The organism is Streptomyces coelicoflavus (genome assembly GCF_003112555.1).
Taxonomy (GTDB): domain Bacteria; phylum Actinomycetota; class Actinomycetes; order Streptomycetales; family Streptomycetaceae; genus Streptomyces; species Streptomyces coelicoflavus.
Genome location: NZ_BEWB01000010.1, coordinates 126,278 through 145,030, shown reverse-complemented (window position 1 = coordinate 145,030; position 18,753 = coordinate 126,278). Strand labels below are relative to the sequence as shown.

Sequence of the window (18,753 nt, the reverse complement as noted above, 5' to 3'; positions counted from 1 at the left end):
GTCCCATCGAAGGAGACTTACGTGGCCATCCGCGTCCTACTGGTCGACGACCAGCCGCTGCTGCGCACGGGCTTCCGGATGATTCTGGAGGCGGAGCAGGATCTCGCGGTCGTCGGCGAGGCCGGAGACGGCCTTCAGGCTCTCGACCAGGTGCGGGCGTTGCAGCCCGATGTGGTGCTGATGGACATCCGCATGCCGCGGATGGACGGTGTGGAGGCGACCCGGCAGATCACCGGGCCCGAGCGGGACGGCCCGGCGAAGGTGCTGGTGCTGACCACCTTCGATCTGGACGAGTACGTGGTGGAGGCGTTGAAGGCGGGTGCCAGCGGCTTCCTGCTCAAGGACGCCCCGGCCAACGAGCTGGTGCAGGCGATCCGTGTGGTGGCGGGCGGTGAGGCGATGCTCGCGCCGAGCATCACCCGGCGGCTGCTCGACAAGTACGCCACGCATCTGCCGTCCGGTGACGAGCCGGTGCCGGACACCCTGCACACGCTGACGGACCGTGAGGTCGAGGTGCTGAAGCTGGTGGCGCGCGGGCTGTCCAACGCGGAGATCGCCGCGGACCTGTTCGTCAGCGAGACGACGGTCAAGACCCATGTGGGCCACGTGCTGACCAAGCTGGGCCTGCGGGACCGGGTCCAGGCGGCGGTGTACGCGTACGAGAGCGGTCTGGTCCGTCCCGGCGCGCAGTAGCCGGTGCCCCGGCCGCGCGGCCGTCCGCGGGGCACGTGCACGACCGAAGGGCGCCCTCTTCCGACGAGAAGAGGGCGCCCTTCGGGCTTGTCCGGTGCAGGCGTCAGCCGTCCGGCGTCGGCGTCAGCCGCTCACGCCCCGGCCCAGCTCCCAGAGCTGGAGCGAGGAGGAGGAGTTGAGGAGGTAGGCCGTGCCGGTGACGTCGTCGCGGGTGGCGACGTACTGCTTGCCCTGCCACAGCGGGATCAGCGGGACGTCCTTGGCGGTGATGTCCTGGATCTTGGTGAGGTCGTCCACCGCGGAGAGCCGGTCGGCCTCGCCGCGGGAGGCGGGGATCAGGTCGTTGATGATCTCCGGGTTGCTGTACGGCATGTTGAGGGTGTTGCCCTTGTCGAGGAACGGCGCGATGAAGCTGTCCGCGTCCGGGAAGTCGGGGAACCAGCCCATGCCGAAGACGTCGTACTCGCGGTTTCGCTCCGCCTTCTGGAACTTGTCCCAGGGCGTGCCCTTGATGTCGACGTCGAACAGACCGCTGTCGTTCAGCTGCTTCTGGAGCTGCTCGAACTCCGGCTTGGTCGCGGCGCCGTAGTGGTCCGTCGTGTAGTGCATCGTCAGCTTGACCGGCGTGGTGATGTCCGCGTCCTCCAGCATCGCCTTCGCCTTGGCGACGCTCGGGTCGCCGTACTTGTTGAAGAACGAGTTGGAGTGGCCGGTGATGCCGGCCGGAACCATCGAGTACAGCGGTTCGGCCTGGGATCCGTAGACCGCGGAGACGAGTTCGCTGCGGTTGATGAGCTGGGCCATCGCCGTGCGGACGGCCTTGTCCTTGACCGTCGCCGCGTCCGTGTTGAAGGCGAGGTAGCGGATCTCGAGACCGGCCACCTCGACCAGGTCGACGTCGCCGTCCGTGGCCTTGGACAGGTTCTGGACCTGTTCCGGCGTCATCGCGCGGGTCATCACGTCGATGTCGCCCTTGTCGATGGCGTCGCCCATCGCCTCGGCGTCGGCGAAGGAGACGAGTTCGACCTTGTCGTTGTTCACCTTGAGACTCCCCTTGTAATTGGGGTTCTTGGTGAACACGGCCTTGGTCATCTCGTCGCCCTTGACCTCGGCCTTCATCGTGTACGGGCCCGAGCCGGTCAGCTCGAAGCCGTCGCGGACCTTGTCCTTCTCGTAGTCGGCCGGGTTGACGATGCCGGCGACCGGCGTCGACAGCTTGAACGGGAAGGTGGCGTCGGCGGTGTTGAGGTGGAAGATGACCTCGCGGTCGCCCTTCGTCTCGATGGTGTCCACGGTGGACAGCAGCGCGGCCACCCCGGTGTCCGCCTCGATCTTCCGGACGCGCTCGAAGGAGTACTTCACGTCCTCCGCGGTGACGGGGTCGCCGTTGGCGAACTCCAGGCCGTCCCGCAGGGTGCAGGCGTAGCGCTCGTTGCCGGTGTCGGTGAATCCGCACTGCTTGGCGGCCTCGGGGACGGGTTCGCCGTCACCGCGGGGCAGCACCATCAGCGTCTGCGAGGTCTGGCGCATGATGTTCCAGGCGCCGACGTCGTAGGCGTACGCCGGGTCGAAGGGCGCCGGCATCCCGTCCAGGCTGAACCGGTCCGTGGTGCCGACGACGATCGCGTCCCCGTCGCCGCTGCCGCTGTCCGATCCTCCGCAGGCGGCGAGCACCGGCGCGAGCAGGCCGACGACGGCCGGCAGCACCAAAGTCTTGCGGTTCATGCTCGAGTTTCTCCAGAGCTGTCGGTCCGTGTATCCGGCATGCAGGGGTGTCGCGGCGGATCACGGGGGTAGTGGCCGATGTTCTGGCGTCGAGATTAGTCCGCGCCCGCACGGGGGCTCGCAGCCACCGGAGTTGAGTGCTCATCACGGAGTGAAACCGGGTGTGGACACACCGAAAACCCGACAGTGGAAGGATTAGTGCAGGGTTTCACCAATCAGGACACAAGGTCTCCTCGACAACGTTCGCCAAGCCGGACGGGGCACACCTGAGCTCACCTGTCGACCCCTTTCGGCGTGGCGAACATCACAGTTGGACTTCGGCCGCCGGTGCCGGAATTCGACTGTCCGAGGTGGTGGAAATAGCCCGGGAACACCGGTCGGGTCGCCCGTGCGGCCCTTCCCGGAATTGCCGCCTTAACGTCGCTGCACGCTCGGTGAACGGCTAGCGCATTTGGGTCATCAGGCCGCGCAGAAATGTCAGGTCGACCTCTTCCAGGGAGGCGACCACGGTACGCCGGGCGGCCGGGGTGATGGGGGCGACCGAGGGCACCGCCACGACGTGGCAGCCGGCGGCCTCCGCGGCGGCGACGCCGGTCGCGGTGTCCTCGACGACGGCGCAGCGGGCCGGGTCCGCACCGAGTCCGGCCGCTGCGGCCAGGTACGGGTCGGGGTGGGGCTTGGTGCGGGGCACCTCGTCGCCCGCGACGGTGAGGGCGAAGTTCTGGGGGCCCAGCGTCTTCAGCACGCGGTCGATGATGCGCCGGTGCGAGGCGGAGACCAGGGCCGTGGGGATCTGGTGTGCGGACAGCTCCGTGAGCAGCCGGGCGGCGCCGGGCATCAGCGGCAGGTCGCGGCCGATGCGCTGCTCGAAGCCGTCGTTGAGCAGGACGCTGAGTTCGGCGAGGGTGATGTCGGCGCCGGTGGCCTCGATGAGGAAGCCCGCGCTGCGGGTCATGGGGCCGCCGACCACGACGTGGCGCCAGGAGTCGTCGAGGGTGTGGCCGAGGGAGGCGAAGACCTCCGTCTCGACGTCCCACCAGAAGCCCTCGGTGTCCACCAGGGTGCCGTCCATGTCGAGGAGCACGGCCTGTAGGGCGGAGCCTTCGGCCGTACGGGTTCCGAGCGCGGGGACCGTACTGGTCATCCACGTACCTCCTTGAGGGACGATCAGGCCGGCTCCCACGAAGGGAGCCGGCCTGCAGTGGACCGACCAGTGTACGTCGTGCGGGGCGCGAACGCCTGGTGTGGCCCTGGAGGCGGTACGGCGCCTCAGCGGGCGTTGAAGTACTTCGCCTCCGGGTGGTGGATGACGATGGCGTCGGTGGACTGCTCGGGGTGGAGCTGGAACTCCTCGGACAGGTGGACGCCGATGCGCTCGGGCTCGAGGAGGGCGGCGATCTTGGCGCGGTCCTCCAGGTCGGGGCAGGCTCCGTAGCCGAGGGAGAAGCGGGCGCCCCGGTACTTCAGGGCGAACATGTCCTCCATCTCGGCCGGGTCCTCCCCGGCGAAGCCGAGTTCGGAGCGGACGCGGGCGTGCCAGTACTCGGCGAGGGCTTCGGCGAGCTGGACGGACAGGCCGTGGAGTTCGAGGTAGTCGCGGTAGGCGTTGGCTTCGAACATGCGGGCGGTCTCCTCGCCGATGCGGGAGCCGACGGTGACGACCTGGAAGCCGACGACGTCGGTCTCGCCGGACTCCTCCGGGCGGAAGAAGTCGGCCAGGCAGAGCCGCCGGCCGCGGCGCTGGCGGGGGAAGGTGAAGCGGGTGCGCTCGTTGCCCGCCTCGTCGAGGACGATGAGGTCGTCGTCCTTGGAGACGCAGGGGAAGTAGCCGTAGACGACGGCCGCCTCGAGGAGGTTGTCGGTCTGGAGCCGGTCGAGGAGGCCGCGCAGGCGGGGCCGGCCCTCGGACTCGACGAGTTCCTCGTAGGAGGGCCCCTCGCCGGTGCGGGCCTGCTTGAGGCCCCACTGGCCCTTGAAGAGGGCGCCCTCGTCGAGCCAGGAGGCGTACTCCTTGAGCTGGATGCCCTTGACGACGCGGGTGCCGCGGAAGGGCGGGGCGGGGACGGGGTTGTCGGTGGCGACGTCGGAGCGGACGCTGCCCTCCTCGGGCCGCTCCTCGATCTCGACGGTGGCCGCCCGCACCCGGCGCTGCTTCAGCTCGGGCAGCTTCGCGCCGGGAACGCCGCGCTTGATGCCGATGAGGGCGTCCATCAGGCGCAGGCCCTCGAAGGCGTCGCGGGCGTAGCGGACCTCGCCGTCGTAGATCTCGTGGAGGTCCTGTTCGACGTAGGCGCGGGTGAGGGCGGCGCCGCCGAGGATGACCGGGTAGTCGGAGGCCAGTTTGCGCTGGTTGAGCTCCTCCAGGTTCTCCTTCATGATCACGGTGGACTTGACCAGGAGGCCGGACATGCCGATGACGTCGGCCCGGTGCTCGTCGGCGGCCTCCAGGATCGCGGAGACGGGCTGCTTGATGCCGAGGTTGACGACGGTGTAGCCGTTGTTGGACAGGATGATGTCGACGAGGTTCTTGCCGATGTCGTGGACGTCGCCGCGGACGGTGGCCAGCACGATGGTGCCCTTGCCGTCGTCGTCGGTCTTCTCCATGTGCGGCTCCAGGTGGGCCACCGCGGTCTTCATCACCTCGGCGGACTGGAGCACGAACGGCAGCTGCATCTGCCCGGAACCGAACAGCTCACCGACGACCTTCATGCCGTCCAGCAGCGTGTCGTTGACGATGTCCAGGGCCGGGCGCTCCTGGAGGGCGGCGTCGAGGTCCTGCTCCAGGCCGTTCTTCTCACCGTCGATGATGCGGTGCTTGAGGCGTTCCTCGAGCGGGAGGGCGGCCAGTTCCTCGGCCTTGGACGCCTTCAGCGACTTGGCGGTGGCGCCCTCGAAGAGCTGCATCAGCTTCTGGAGGGGGTCGTAGCCCTCGCGGCGGCGGTCGTAGATCAGGTCGAGGGCGGTGGTGACCTGCTCCTCGTCGAAACGGGCGATCGGCAGGATCTTCGACGCGTGGACGATCGCCGAGTCCAGGCCGGCCTTGACGCACTCGTCGAGGAAGACGGAGTTCAGCAGGATGCGGGCGGCCGGGTTGAGACCGAAGGAGATGTTCGACAGACCGAGCGTGGTCTGCACGTCCGGGTGGCGCCGCTTCAGCTCGCGGATGCCCTCGATGGTGGCCAGGCCGTCCTTGCGGGACTCCTCCTGGCCGGTGCAGATGGTGAAGGTCAGGCAGTCGACGAGGATGTCGGACTCGTGGATGCCCCAGTTCCCGGTGAGGTCGTCGATGAGCCGTTCGGCGATCTCGACCTTCTTCTCCGCGGTGCGGGCCTGTCCCACCTCGTCGATGGTGAGCGCGATCAGCGCGGCGCCGTGCTCCCGCGCCAGCGTGGTGACGCGGGCGAAGCGGGACTCGGGGCCCGCGCCGTCCTCGTAGTTGACCGAGTTGATCACCGCACGCCCGCCGAGCTTCTCCAGACCCGCCCGGATCACGTCGACCTCGGTGGAGTCCAGCACGATCGGCAGCGTGGAGGCGGTCGCGAACCGTCCCGCCAGCTCCTCCATGTCCGCCACGCCGTCCCGGCCGACGTAGTCCACGCACAGGTCGAGCATGTGCGCGCCCTCGCGGATCTGGTCGCGGGCCATCTCCACGCAGTCGTCCCAGCGGCCCTCCAGCATCGCCTCACGGAACTTCTTCGACCCGTTCGCGTTGGTGCGCTCACCGATGGCGAGGTAGGAGGTGTCCTGGCGGAAGGGGACGGTCTGGTAGAGGGAGGCGGCACCGGGCTCGGGGCGCGGGTCGCGTGCGGTGGGGGCCGTGCCGCGCACCCGCTCGACGACCTGGCGCAGGTGCTCGGGAGTGGTACCGCAGCAGCCGCCGACCAGGGACAGGCCGTACTCGCGGACGAAGGTCTCCTGCGCGTCGGCCAGCTCGGGCGCGGTCAGCGGGTAGTGCGCGCCGTCCTTGCCGAGGACGGGCAGACCGGCGTTCGGCATGCAGGACAGCGGGACGCGGGAGTGGCGGGCGAGGTAGCGCAGGTGCTCGCTCATCTCGGCCGGACCGGTGGCGCAGTTCAGGCCGATCATGTCGATACCGAGCGGCTCCAGCGCGGTGAGCGCGGCGCCGATCTCCGAGCCGAGGAGCATCGTGCCGGTCGTCTCCACCGTCACGGACACGATGACGGGCAGGTCCAGGCCCAGGGCGTCCAGCGCACGCCGCGCGCCGAGTACGGAGGCTTTGGTCTGGAGCAGGTCCTGGGTGGTCTCCACCAGCAGGGCGTCCGCGCCACCGGCGACCAGACCCTCGGCGTTGCGCTGGTAGGCGTCGCGCAGCACCGGGTAGGGGGCGTGGCCGAGGGTGGGGAGCTTGGTGCCGGGGCCCATGGAACCCAGCACCCAGCGCTGCCGGCCGTCACGGGCGGCGAACTCGTCGGCGACCTCGCGGGCGACGCGGGCACCCGCCTCGGACAGTTCGTGGACGCGCTCGGGAATGTCGTACTCGCCGAGGGCGGAGTGGTTGGCACCGAAGGTGTTGGTCTCCACCGCGTCGACACCGACGGCGAAGTACTCCTCGTGGACCGAGCGCACGATGTCCGGCCGGGTGAGGTTCAGGACCTCGTTGCACCCCTCCAACTGCTGGAAGTCCTCCAGCGTGGGGTTCTGGGCCTGGAGCATGGTGCCCATCGCACCGTCGGCGACCACCACACGGGTGGCCAGCGCCTCTCGAAGGGCGGACACGCGGGTGCGGGTGTCGGCGGGCGGGGTGGATGGCGACGAGGCCATGAAAGGGCTCCCTAGGATGCGACGGCTGTCGGCTTTGCGCCATGCCCGGTGCCGTCCGTGGTGGACGCCCCCGGGGAGAACGCACGCCGCCAGGGTAGCCGGGACCGGGGGCCGATGGTCAGGGAGTCCACGAGACGGACGAGTATGGCGGGGCGAATACCGGCCGAACGGACGAGTTCCCCCTTCCCGAACGGTCCGCGGAGGGCCGTGGCACGCGTCCGGTGGACGCGCTCCCCGGGGTTCGTCCGCGGTCACCGGGAGGTGGCCGAAGTGCAACAGTTGCCCGCCGACCATTGGCGGGAGGTCGGCATGGACCGGTAGTGTTCGGCATTGCCGAACGACGTCAGCGACGCCGAGGTCGGCAGTCGAAGGGGACGGAGGCAGTACGTCGATGGCACGGAACATCCAGTCGCTCGAGCGGGCGGCCGCGATGCTGCGCCTGCTCGCGGGCGGCGAGCGGCGGCTCGGCCTGTCGGACATCGCCTCGTCGCTGGGTCTGGCCAAAGGCACCGCGCACGGCATCCTGCGCACCCTCCAGCAGGAGGGCTTCGTCGAGCAGGACGACGCCTCCGGGCGCTACCAGCTGGGCGCCGAGCTGCTGCGCCTGGGCACCACCTATCTGGACGTGCACGAGCTGCGGGCGCGCGCCCTGGTGTGGACGGACGACCTGGCCCGCTCCAGCGGCGAGAGCGTCCACCTCGGTGTCCTGCACCAGCAGGGCGTCCTGATCGTGCACCACGTCTTCCGGCCCGACGACAGCCGGCAGGTCCTGGAGATCGGGGCCATGCAGCCGCTGCACTCGACGGCACTGGGCAAGGTGCTCTCCGCGTACGACCCGGTGGCGCACAGCGAGGCACTGGAGGCCGACCGCAAGGCGTTCACGGACCGGACGGTCTGCGAACCGGACAGCTTCGAGCACGTCCTGGACATCACGCGCGCGCGGGGGTACGCCGCCGACGTCGAGGAGACCTGGGAGGGCATCGCCTCCATCGCCGCCCCCATCCACGACCGCAGGCGGATGCCGGTCGGCGCGGTCGGCATCACCGGGGCCGTGGAGCGGCTGTGCCGGGAGGGCGAATTGCGGCCCGAGCTGGTCGCGGCGGTGCGGGACTGCGCCCGCGCTGTGTCGCGGGACCTGGGCGCCGGGCGGTTCTAGGGCGCACGCGCGCAGGCGCGGGCCGATACGGGCCGACACAGGGCCGGGACACCGAGGGTGTTCCGGCCTTCGCCGTTCCCGCGGGGCGGCGTGGCCGCCGGGCGGCGTGGCGCGTGGCGCGTGGCGGCGTCGCGCGTGGCGGCGTGGCGGCGTGGCGGCGTGGCGGCGTGACGGCGTGGCGGCGTGGCGGCGTGGCGGCGTGGCGGGAGATCGATAACCCACGACGATCAATAACGATCGTGCTTTCGATAACACAGCTCTTGACGCGCGCGTGACGCCGAACGAGACTCGCGTCCATCGGTCGGCATTGTCGAACACCTACCGGCAATACGCGTTAGAGTGTCCCCAGTGCCAAGGGCCGCCATCGCTCTCACACCGAGGGCGCCGGAACACCCGGAGGGACCCGGGGTTCGGCTTTCCCTGGACGAAGGACAAAGGAGTCGCGGGTGTCCAGCTCCGACATCTTCATCGGCGAGACCATCGGTACCGCCCTGCTCATCCTGCTCGGCGGCGGCGTGTGTGCCGCCGTCACGCTCAAGGCCTCCAAGGCCCGCAACGCCGGCTGGCTCGCCATCGCCTTCGGGTGGGGCTTCGCGGTCATGACGGCGGCGTACATATCGGGTCCGCTCTCCGGCGCCCACCTCAACCCGGCCGTGACGGTCGGCATCGCGATCAAGGACGGCGACTGGAGCAACACGCCGACCTACTTCGCGGGTCAGCTCCTCGGCGCCATGATCGGCGCGGTCCTGGTCTGGGTCGCCTACTACGGACAGTTCCAGGCTCACCTCACCGACCGGGAGATCGTCGGCGGCCCCGGCGCGCAGGACACGACGGCCAAGTCCGTCGAGGCGCAGGAGAAGGGCGCGGGCCCGGTCCTGGGCATCTTCTCCACCGGACCCGAGATCCGGCACACGGTCCAGAACCTCGCCACCGAGATCATCGGCACCTTCGTGCTGCTGCTCGCCATCCTCACCCAGGGCCTGAACGACGAGGGCAACGGACTCGGCGTCCTGGGCGCCCTGATCACCGGCTTCGTCGTGGTCTCCATCGGTCTGTCGCTCGGCGGTCCGACGGGATACGCGATCAACCCGGTCCGCGACCTCGGCCCGCGCATCGTGCACGCCCTGCTGCCGCTGCCCAACAAGGGCGGCTCCGACTGGTCCTACGCCTGGATCCCGGTCGTCGGTCCGCTGATCGGCGGTGCGATCGCCGGAGGTGTCTACAACGTCGCGTTCGCCTGAGCGGGCCCCCGCTCGGCGATCATCGAGCCGCAGACCACGCGCCGTACGCACCGGCCACCGCCACCCACCACGGAACCCCAGGAGCACACAGTGACCGACGCCCACACCACCGGCATCGCCTCCCACGGCCACGGGCCGTTCATCGCCGCGATCGACCAGGGCACGACCTCCTCGCGCTGCATCGTCTTCGACCGCGACGGGCGCATCGTCTCCGTCGACCAGAAGGAGCACGAGCAGATCTTCCCGAAGCCGGGCTGGGTCGAGCACGACGCCGCCGAGATCTGGACCAACGTCCAGGAGGTCGTCGCCGGAGCCGTCGAGAAGGCCGGCATCACCCGCGACGACATCAAGGCCATCGGCATCACCAACCAGCGCGAGACCACCCTCGTCTGGGACAAGAACACCGGTGAGCCCGTCCACAACGCCATCGTCTGGCAGGACACCCGCACCGACGCCCTGTGCAAGGAGCTCGGCCGCAACGTCGGCCAGGACCGCTTCCGCCGCGAGACCGGCCTCCCCCTCGCCTCCTACTTCGCCGGTCCCAAGGCCCGCTGGCTGCTCGACAACGTCGACGGTCTGCGCGAGCGCGCCGAGGCGGGCGACCTGCTCTTCGGCACCATGGACACCTGGGTCATCTGGAACCTGACCGGCGGCGTGAACGGCGGCAAGCACGTCACCGACGTCACCAACGCCTCGCGCACCATGCTGATGAACCTGCACACCATGGCGTGGGACGAGAAGATCGCCGAGTCCATCGGCGTGCCGATGCAGATGCTCCCCGAGATCCGCTCCTCCGCCGAGGTCTACGGCGAGATCACCGGCGGCCGCCTCGGCGAGCTGCTCGGCGGCATCCCGGTCGCCTCGGCGCTCGGCGACCAGCAGGCGGCCCTCTTCGGCCAGACCTGCTTCTCCGAGGGCGAGACCAAGTCGACGTACGGCACCGGCACCTTCATGGTGATGAACACCGGTGACAAGCTGATCAACTCCTACTCGGGCCTGCTGACCACGGTCGGCTACAAGATCGGCGACCAGGACACGGTCTACGCCCTGGAGGGCTCGATCGCCGTCACCGGTTCGCTGGTGCAGTGGATGCGCGACCAGATGGGCCTGATCTCCACCGCCGCCGAGATCGAGACCCTCGCCCTGACCGTCGAGGACAACGGCGGCGCCTACTTCGTACCGGCCTTCTCCGGCCTGTTCGCCCCGTACTGGCGCTCCGACGCCCGCGGTGTGATCGCCGGTCTCACCCGGTACGTCACCAAGGCGCACCTCGCGCGCGCCGTGCTGGAGGCCACCGCCTGGCAGACCCGCGAGATCGCGGACGCCATGACGAAGGACTCCGGTGTGGAGCTGACCGCCCTCAAGGTCGACGGCGGCATGACCTCCAACAACCTGCTGATGCAGACCCTCGCCGACTTCGTGGACGCCCCCGTGGTGCGCCCCATGGTCGCCGAGACCACCTGCCTCGGCGCCGCCTACGCCGCCGGCCTGGCCGTCGGCTTCTGGAACAGCACCGACGACCTGCGCGCCAACTGGCGGCGGGCCGCCGAGTGGACCCCCCGCATGGACGCGGAGATCCGCGACCGTGAGTACAAGAGCTGGCTCAAGGCCGTCGAGCGGACCATGGGCTGGCTCGAGGACGAGGAGTAAGAACCACCATGACCACTCAGTCCACCCTGCAGTCCGTGCCTGCCCTGGGTACGCACCCGGCCTCCGGCTCGAACCCGAGCCGGGCCGAGACCCGGGAGCAGCTCTCCAAGGCGTCGTACGACCTTCTCGTGATCGGCGGCGGCATCCTGGGCATCTCCACCGCCTGGCACGCCGCGCAGTCCGGCCTCAGGGTGGCCGTGGTCGACGCCGGCGACTTCGCCGGCGCCACCTCCTCCGCCTCCTCCAAGCTGCTCCACGGCGGACTGCGCTACCTGCAGACCGGCGCGGTGAAGCTGGTGGCGGAGAACCACTTCGAGCGCCGCGCGGTCTCCCGCCAGGTGGCCCCCCACCTGGCGAACCCGCTCACCTTCTACCTCCCCGTGTACAAGGGCGGGCCGCACGGCGCGGCGAAGCTCGGGGCCGGCGTCTTCGCGTACTCGGCGCTGTCCGCCTTCGGCGACGGCGTCGGCCACCTGCTCTCCCCGGCGAAGGCCGCGCAGGACGTGCCGGAACTGCGCACCGACAACCTCAAGGCCGTGGCCGTGTACGGCGACGACCAGATGAACGACGCCCGCATGGCCCTGATGACCGTCCGCGCGGCGGTCGACTCCGGCGCGGTGGTCCTCAACCACGCCGAGGTCACCGGGCTGCGCTTCACCGACGGCCGGGTGACCGGCGCCGAGCTGAAGGACCGGCTGTCCGGCGACGAGTTCGGGGTGAACGCCCGCCTGGTGCTCAACGCGACCGGCCCGTGGGTCGACCACCTGCGCCGCATGGAGAACCCGGCCGCGGCCCCGTCCATCCGCCTGTCCAAGGGCGCGCACCTGGTGCTCAAGCGCACGGCGCCGTGGAAGGCCGCGCTGGCCACGCCGATCGACAAGTACCGGATCACCTTCGCCCTCCCCTGGGAGGACATGCTGCTGCTCGGCACCACCGACGAGGAGTTCGAGGGCGACCCGGCGGACGTCGCGGTCAACGACAAGGACGTGGCCCAGATACTCGACGAGGCCGCGTTCTCCATCCGCGACCAGCAGCTGGACCGTGACCTCATCACGTACTCCTTCGCGGGCCTGCGGGTGCTGCCCGGCGGCCCCGGAGACACGTCGAAGGCCAAGCGCGAGACGGTCGTCACCGAGGGCCGGGGCGGGATGCTGTCCGTCGCGGGCGGCAAGTGGACCACCTTCCGCCACATCGGCCGTACGGTGATGAAGAAGCTGGAGTCGCTGCCCGGCCACCCCCTGGGCGACGGCTTCGAGCCGATCGCGTCGCTGCCGAAGAAGCTGCCGCTGCCCGGCGTCGCCAACCCGCGCGCGGTGGCCCACCGGCTGCTGGTGGACGGCTCCGCACCCGGCCCGCGCATGGCGGCCGACACCGCCAGGCACCTGGCCACGCACTACGGCTCGCTCGCCTTCGACATCGCCCGGCTCGCCAACGAGAGCCCGGAGCTGGCGCAGCGCGTGCACCCGGACGCCCCGGAGATCTGGGCGCAGGTCGTGTGGGCCCGGGACAACGAGTGGGCCGAGACGGCGGACGACGTGCTGCGCCGCCGTACGACGCTGACGATCCGCGGCCTGGCCACGGACGACGTCCGCACGCGGGTCCAGGACGTGCTCGACAAGAAGTAGGGGCCCCTTTCAACGACGGGCGGCGGGTGTCCGCACGCCGGGCACGGGGCAGTGATCCGTTCACTGCCCCGTGCGAAGGGGCTGCGGGCGGCCCCTCGGCACGCCGTAAGGTTGGGGGGTACGCGAGGGCACGTCGGAAGGAGGCGCTGGGTGATCGAGCTCGAGGGGGTTCCCGAGCTGGTCGACCCGGTCATGGTGGCCGCGTTCGAGGGCTGGAACGATGCCGGTGACGCCGCCTCCACCGCGGTCGCGCATCTCGACAAGGAGTGGAAGGGCGAGGTGTTCGCGGCGCTGGACGCCGAGGACTACTACGACTTCCAGGTCAACCGTCCCACGGTGTTCATCGAGGACGGCGTCCGCAAGGTCACCTGGCCGACGACGAGGCTCTCGGTGGTCCGGGTCGGGGGCGACAAACCGCGCGACCTGGTGCTCGTGCGGGGCATCGAACCGTCCATGCGCTGGCGCTCGTTCTGCAACGAGCTGCTGGGCTTCGCCCACGAGCTGGGCGTCGAGCTGGTGGTCGTCCTGGGTGCCCTGCTGGGCGACACACCGCACACCCGTCCGGTCCCGATCAGCGGCACCACGTCGGACGCCGACCTGGCCCGGCGCATGGACCTGGAGGAGACCAAGTACGAGGGGCCCACGGGCATCGTCGGCATCCTCCAGGAGGCGTGCGCGCACGCGGGCGTGCCGGCGGTTTCGCTGTGGGCGGCGGTGCCGCACTACGTGTCGCAGCCGCCGAACCCGAAGGCCACGCTGGCCCTGCTGAACCGGCTGGAGGACCTGATCGGGGTGCGGGTCCCGCTGGGCGAGCTGCCCGAGGACGCGCGCGCCTGGCAGGTGGGCGTGGACCAGCTGGCCGCGGAGGACACCGAGGTCGCGGAGTACGTGCAGTCGCTGGAGGAGGCCCGGGACACGGCGGAGCTGCCGGAGGCGTCGGGCGAGGCGATCGCGCGGGAGTTCGAGCGGTATCTGCGGCGGCGGGACGGGGGCGGGCCGGGCGGGCACGCCACGGCGGACGGGGGCGAGGGTCCGGCCGGTACGCCGTTCCTGCGGGACAATCCGAGCGGGCGGACGCGGCCGCCGAAGCCGCCGAAGGCGGGCGGGGACGACGAGGAGTCGTCGGAGGACTGAGTCCTACCGCATGTACTGAGGGGCGCTTCCCTGGTGGGAGCGCCCCTCAGTCGTTTCCGTGCGGGTCCCTGCGGGGGATGCGAACCGGCGCTTGCCGGGTGCCTCCCCCAGTGCCTGAACGGCCTGGGATGTGCCCCCAGTGCCCACCCGTGCCGCTGGGGCGGCACGGGTGGGCACAGCTACGCGAGGGGGCTTACAGGGCCACGCCCAGCAGCGCGTCCACCGCCCGGGAGACCACGCCCGGGGCGCCGATGTCCGTGCCGCCCGTCTCCTGCTGGAGGGCTGCCCAGCGGTCGACCGCTTCCAGGGCGGCCGGGGAGTCCAGGTCGTTGGCGAGGGCCTCGCGGATCTGCTCCACCAGGGCCTCGGCGGGCGGGCCGTCGGGGCGGGAGACGGCGGCGCGCCAGCGGTCGAGGCGGGCGAGGGCGTCCTCCAGCACCTGGTCGGTCCACTCCCAGTCGGACCGGTAGTGGTGGGCGAGCAGCGTGAGCCGGATGGCGGCCGGGTCGACGCCCTCGCGGCGCAGCTGGGAGACGAAGACCAGGTTGCCCTTGGACTTGGACATCTTCTCGCCGTCGAGACCGACCATGCCGGCGTGCACGTACGCCTTGGCCATCGGGAACTCGCCGGTGAGGGCCTGGGCGTGCGAGGCGCCCATCTCGTGGTGCGGGAAGGCGAGGTCGGAGCCGCCGCCCTGGACGTCGAAGCCCATGCCGAGGTGGTCGAGGGCGATGGCGACGCACTCGATGTGCCAGCCGGGGCGCCCGCGGCCGAGCGACCCGCCGTCCCAGCTGGGCTCGCCCTCGCGGGCGGCCATCCACAGCATCGGGTCGAGCGGGTTCTTCTTGCCGGGCCGGTCGGGGTCGCCGCCCCGCTCGGCGGAGAGCAGCCGCATGGTCGCGGCGTCGAGGTGGGAGACGCCGCCGAAGTGCGGGTCCGCCTCGACGGAGAAGTAGACGTCGCCCTCCAGCTCGTAGGCCGCGCCGACGTCACGCAGCCGCTCGACGAGCGGGACGATGCCGGGTATGGCCTCGACGGCGCCTATGTAGTGCTGGGGCGGGAGCATCCGCAGCGCCGTCATGTCCTCGCGGAAGAGGGCGGTCTCCTGCTCGGCGAGGGCGGTCCAGTCGACCCCGTCGCGCACGGCCCGCTCGAGGAGCGGGTCGTCCACGTCGGTGACGTTCTGGACGTAGTGGACCTGCCGCTTGGTGTCGAGCCACACGCGCTGCACGAGGTCGAACGCGTTGTAGGTCGCCGCGTGCCCCATGTGGGTGGCGTCGTACGGCGTGATGCCGCAGACGTAGATACGGGCGACGGGACCGGGGTCGAGGGTGACCGGGCCGCCGGTCGCGGTGTCGTGGATCCTCAGGTCGCGGCCCTGACCAGGCAGGGCGGGGACCTCGGAAGCGGGCCAGGCATGCATGTCATGAGCCTAACCGGACGGATGTTCCGTACACGAACCGGACCGGGCCGGATGGCCGGTAAGGCGCTCTTGCGCCAGACCGGCCGGTGTGACGGCGGATGCCTACACGGGCGGCCAGGGGATGGCCGGCCACTCGCCGCTCGGTTCGGGGTGCCTGCCGGAGGCCAGCAGGGCGTCGACCCGCGCGCGCGTGGCGTCGAGTTCGGCGGGGGTGATGAGCGCGGCGAGCCGGGTCGCCAGGGCGCCGCCGCCGTCCTTCAGCGCCTCCTTGAGGGCGTCGAGCACCGCCAGGGTCTCCGCGGTGAGCGGGTCGCCCGCCCAGCCCCACAGGAGGGTGCGCAGCTTGTTCTCGGCGTTGAAGGTGACGCCGTGGTCGATGCCGTACAGCCGCTCCCCCGCCGCGGGCAGCAGGTGGCCGCCCTTGCGGTCGGCGTTGTTGATGACGGCGTCCAGGACGGCGAGCCGGCGCAGGCGTTCGTCGTCGGCGTGCACGAGCAGGGCGGTGCGCCCCTCGCCGACCTCGGCGAGCGCGATGCCCTTCCAGCCGGGGCCGGGCTCCTCCTCGTCGACGAGGGCGAGCAGTTCCGTGTCCGGCACGGTCTCGATCCACAGTTGGACCATGCCCTCGCCGTACGGGCCGTCGCGCAGCACGGTGGGCGGGACCAGGCCCCAGCCGGTGGCCTCGGAGACCTCGTAGGCGGCGACCTCGCGCTGGGCGAGGGTGCCGTCGGGGAAGTCCCAGAGCGGTCGCTCCCCGGCGACCGGCTTGTAGACGCAGGCCGCCTCGCGTCCCTCGTGCGTCACCGTGCAGTACAGGGCCGCGTTGGAGGCGTCACGGATGCGTCCGCGCACGGTCAGTTCGCCCAGGGCGAGCAGTTCGGCCGCCGCCGCGTCGGTGGTCACGCTCCGCGGCGGTATCCGTTCTGGCGCGGACATACGTGTCCTTCCGGGTCGAGCGGGAGGCTGCACAGCGGGCACGGCGGCCGCCCGGCGTTGACGACGTCGAGGGCGCGTTTGGCGAAGGCCCTGGCCTGCGCGCCGGTCAGGCGGACGCGGAGCATGGGCGGGCCGTTCTCCTCGTCCTGGAGCAGCCGCTCCTCGGCCTCCGCCAGGTCCTCCTCGGACTCGGCGTCCAGCTCCACGAGGGCCTGCGCCTCGACGATCATGCGCTGGTCCTCGCCGTCCCAGGCCAGCGCCATGGTGCCGACCCGGAACTCCTCCTCGACGGGGGTGTCCAGCGGCGCCGTGTCGGCGGGGCCGGTGGGCGCGGTGGCGGGGACGACGGTGCTGCCGCCGCTGCGCCGTACGACTTCGTCCAGAAGCTCGTCCATGCGTTCGGCGAGGGCGGCGACCTGGGTCTTCTCCAGGGCCACGCTGGTCACCCGGGAGCCTGCGGTGGCCTGGAGGAAGAACGTACGGCGCCCGGGCAGCCCGACCGTACCGGCCACGAAACGTTCCGGTTGGTCGTAGAGGAACACCTGACGGGACACGTCCTGTCTCCATGGGAGTCGGGGAAAGCGGAAGATCGGGGGCAGTGCTGCCGCGACCGGTTCACCCTACTGCGGCGGACGATCACGGTGCGCCCGCACCACCCCCGACCGGGGCCTGGTCGCCGGACGGTTCCTCGTGCGGGGCGAGGGAGGCGAAGTCGCCGGTGTCGCCGAGGCGGACGAGGAACGGGCGCAGCCGGGTGTAGCGGATGGCGGTGACGGAGCAGGGTTCGACGGAGATCCGCTGGAAGAGGTCGAGGTGGAGGCCGAGTGCCTCGGCGACGAGGGACTTGATGATGTCGCCGTGGGAGCACATGAGGTAGACGGCGTCGGGGCCGTGGTCGCGCTCCACGCGCGCGTTCCACTCGCGTACCGCCTCGGCGGCGCGGGTCTGCATGGCGCGCATGGACTCGCCGCCGGGGAAGGCCGCGGCGGAGGGGTGCGCCTGCACCACCTCCATCAGGGGCTCGTCCTTGAGCTCGGCGAGTTTGCGGCCGGACCAGTCGCCGTAGTGGCACTCCCCGATCCGTTCGTCGGTGTGGGCCCGCAGTTCGGGCCGGGCGTCGAGCAGCGGCCGCAGGGTCTCCTGGCAGCGTTGCAGGGGGCTGGTGACGATCTCGGAGAGCGGCAGGCCGGCGAGCCGCCCGGGGAGCGCGGCGGCCTGCGCGGCCCCGCGTTCGTCGAGGGCGACGCCGGGCGTCCAGCCGGCGAGCAGCCCCTCGGTGTTGGCGGTGGAGCGTCCGTGCCTAACCAGGATCAGCGTGGGCATGCGGCCAGGGTAGGCGTACGGCGCGGTACAGGGGCGCCCGGACGAGGGGAGAATGGGTTCGGTGATCGTCGACTGTGCCATCTACCGGGACGGGCACCGCACGGACGGGCCCGAGGACCTCTCCGACGCGCTCGGCGCGGCGCGCGGGGCGGGCGGCTTCGTGTGGATCGGTCTGCACGAGCCGACGGCGGAGGAGTTCGACCTGGTCAGCCAGGAGTTCGGGCTGCATCCGCTGGCGGTGGAGGACGCGCTCAAGGCGCATCAGCGGCCCAAGCTGGAGGTGTACGACGACTCGGTCTTCGCCGTGCTGAAGCCGGTGGTGTACGAGCCGCACAGCGACGCCGTCTCCACGGGCGAGCTGATGATCTTCCTGGGCGACGCCTTCGCGGTGGTCGTCCGGCACGGTGAGGGGTCCCCGCTGAAGGCCGTGCGGCAGCGGCTGGAGCACGAGCCGGAACTGCTCGGCAAGGGGCCCACCGCGGTGCTGTACGCGATAGCGGACGCCACCGTCGACCACTACCTGGACGTGGCGGTCGAGCTCCAGACGGACCTGGAGGAGCTGGAGGCGGAGGTCTTCTCTCCGGAGGGCGGCGGTTCCCGGCACACGGCGTCGCGGATCTACACGTTCAAGCGGCAGGTGCTGGAGTTCCGCCGGGCGACCGGTCCGCTCGCGCCGCCGCTGGCCCGGCTGGCCGGTACGGGCGCGTACGGCGGCGGGGTGCCGTTCGTGAACGACAGGGCGCGGCCCTTCTTCCGGGACGTGAGCGACCACCTCACGCGCGTGAACGAGTCGGTGGAGAGCCTGGACCGGCTGGTCTCGGACATCCTGTCGGCGCATCTGGCCCAGACGAGCGTCCGGCAGAACGACGACATGCGGAAGATCTCGGCGTGGGCGGCCATGGCGGCGGTTCCCACGATGCTCGCGGGGATCTACGGCATGAACTTCGACCACATGCCGGAGCTGCACTGGACGTGGGGCTATCCGGCGGTGATCGCGCTGATGGCCGTCCTGGAGGTGCTGCTGTACCGGCAGTTCAAGCGCCGGGGCTGGCTGTAGGACGCGCC

The 18,753-nt window shown here is 70.9% G+C and carries 14 protein-coding genes; 7 read left to right on the top strand and 7 right to left on the bottom strand.

The genetic code is table 11. The features are described 5' to 3' along the window. The first annotated feature begins 21 nt into the window (after nt 1-21). Nucleotides 22-693 carry a response regulator gene (locus Sco07f_RS24475; protein ID WP_007447882.1) on the top strand — a complete coding sequence of 224 codons (672 nt, stop codon included), beginning with the start codon at nt 22-24 and terminating at the stop codon, nt 691-693. Nucleotides 694-816: 123 nt separating this feature from the next. Here the strand turns inward: Sco07f_RS24475 and Sco07f_RS24470 are convergent, their stop codons facing one another. The 3 genes from Sco07f_RS24470 to metH form a co-directional block, all read right to left on the bottom strand. Next, nucleotides 817-2,418, bottom strand: coding sequence for an ABC transporter substrate-binding protein (locus Sco07f_RS24470; RefSeq protein ID WP_054103203.1), 1,602 nt, complete (start codon nt 2,416-2,418; stop codon nt 817-819). A gap of 442 nt (nt 2,419-2,860) precedes the next feature. Then, on the bottom strand, nt 2,861-3,562 hold the full coding sequence (locus Sco07f_RS24460; RefSeq protein WP_007447864.1) for an HAD family hydrolase: 702 nt from the start codon (nt 3,560-3,562) through the stop codon (nt 2,861-2,863). A 125-nt stretch (nt 3,563-3,687) separates the two neighbouring features. Then, nucleotides 3,688-7,200 carry a methionine synthase gene (gene metH / locus Sco07f_RS24455; protein ID WP_108989208.1) on the bottom strand — a complete coding sequence of 1,171 codons (3,513 nt, stop codon included), beginning with the start codon at nt 7,198-7,200 and terminating at the stop codon, nt 3,688-3,690. A gap of 391 nt (nt 7,201-7,591) precedes the next feature. Between metH and Sco07f_RS24450 the strand changes: the two genes are divergently transcribed. From Sco07f_RS24450 to parJ, 5 genes are all read left to right on the top strand, one after another. Continuing rightward, nucleotides 7,592-8,356: an IclR family transcriptional regulator gene (locus Sco07f_RS24450; RefSeq protein WP_003977167.1), complete on the top strand. Its 765-nt coding sequence runs from the start codon at nt 7,592-7,594 to the stop codon at nt 8,354-8,356. Nucleotides 8,357-8,802: 446 nt separating this feature from the next. Continuing rightward, complete coding sequence (locus tag Sco07f_RS24445) at nt 8,803-9,597, top strand: MIP/aquaporin family protein (protein WP_007447883.1); 795 nt, start codon at nt 8,803-8,805, stop codon at nt 9,595-9,597. A gap of 90 nt (nt 9,598-9,687) precedes the next feature. Next, on the top strand, nt 9,688-11,247 hold the full coding sequence (glpK, locus tag Sco07f_RS24440) for a glycerol kinase GlpK (protein WP_007447884.1): 1,560 nt from the start codon (nt 9,688-9,690) through the stop codon (nt 11,245-11,247). Nucleotides 11,248-11,255: 8 nt separating this feature from the next. After that, nucleotides 11,256-12,872 carry a glycerol-3-phosphate dehydrogenase/oxidase gene (locus tag Sco07f_RS24435; protein ID WP_007447885.1) on the top strand — a complete coding sequence of 539 codons (1,617 nt, stop codon included), beginning with the start codon at nt 11,256-11,258 and terminating at the stop codon, nt 12,870-12,872. A gap of 150 nt (nt 12,873-13,022) precedes the next feature. Beyond that, nucleotides 13,023-14,006, top strand: a complete 984-nt coding sequence (gene parJ / locus Sco07f_RS24430) for a filament polymerization regulator ParJ (RefSeq protein ID WP_087791824.1) — start codon at nt 13,023-13,025, stop codon at nt 14,004-14,006. 193 nt (nt 14,007-14,199) lie between these two features. On the opposite strand, the gene mshC is transcribed toward parJ, so the two are convergent. From mshC to Sco07f_RS24410, 4 genes are all read right to left on the bottom strand, one after another. After that, nucleotides 14,200-15,429: a cysteine--1-D-myo-inosityl 2-amino-2-deoxy-alpha-D-glucopyranoside ligase gene (mshC, locus tag Sco07f_RS24425; RefSeq protein WP_108989207.1), complete on the bottom strand. Its 1,230-nt coding sequence runs from the start codon at nt 15,427-15,429 to the stop codon at nt 14,200-14,202. 102 nt (nt 15,430-15,531) lie between these two features. Continuing rightward, on the bottom strand, nt 15,532-16,365 hold the full coding sequence (locus Sco07f_RS24420; RefSeq protein ID WP_007447868.1) for an SCO1664 family protein: 834 nt from the start codon (nt 16,363-16,365) through the stop codon (nt 15,532-15,534). Next, nucleotides 16,329-16,919 (bottom strand): DUF3090 domain-containing protein, encoded by a 591-nt coding sequence (locus Sco07f_RS24415; protein WP_007447870.1) that lies wholly within the window; start codon nt 16,917-16,919, stop codon nt 16,329-16,331. The genes Sco07f_RS24420 and Sco07f_RS24415 overlap by 37 nt, the downstream gene beginning before the upstream one ends. An 82-nt stretch (nt 16,920-17,001) precedes the next feature. After that, on the bottom strand, nt 17,002-17,688 hold the full coding sequence (locus tag Sco07f_RS24410; RefSeq protein WP_007447872.1) for a histidine phosphatase family protein: 687 nt from the start codon (nt 17,686-17,688) through the stop codon (nt 17,002-17,004). A 61-nt stretch (nt 17,689-17,749) separates the two neighbouring features. Between Sco07f_RS24410 and corA the strand changes: the two genes are divergently transcribed. After that, the gene (gene corA, locus Sco07f_RS24405) at nt 17,750-18,745 is read left to right on the top strand and encodes a magnesium/cobalt transporter CorA (protein ID WP_042825855.1); all 996 of its coding nucleotides are present in this window, start codon (nt 17,750-17,752) and stop codon (nt 18,743-18,745) included. Nucleotides 18,746-18,753: the final 8 nt, after the last annotated feature.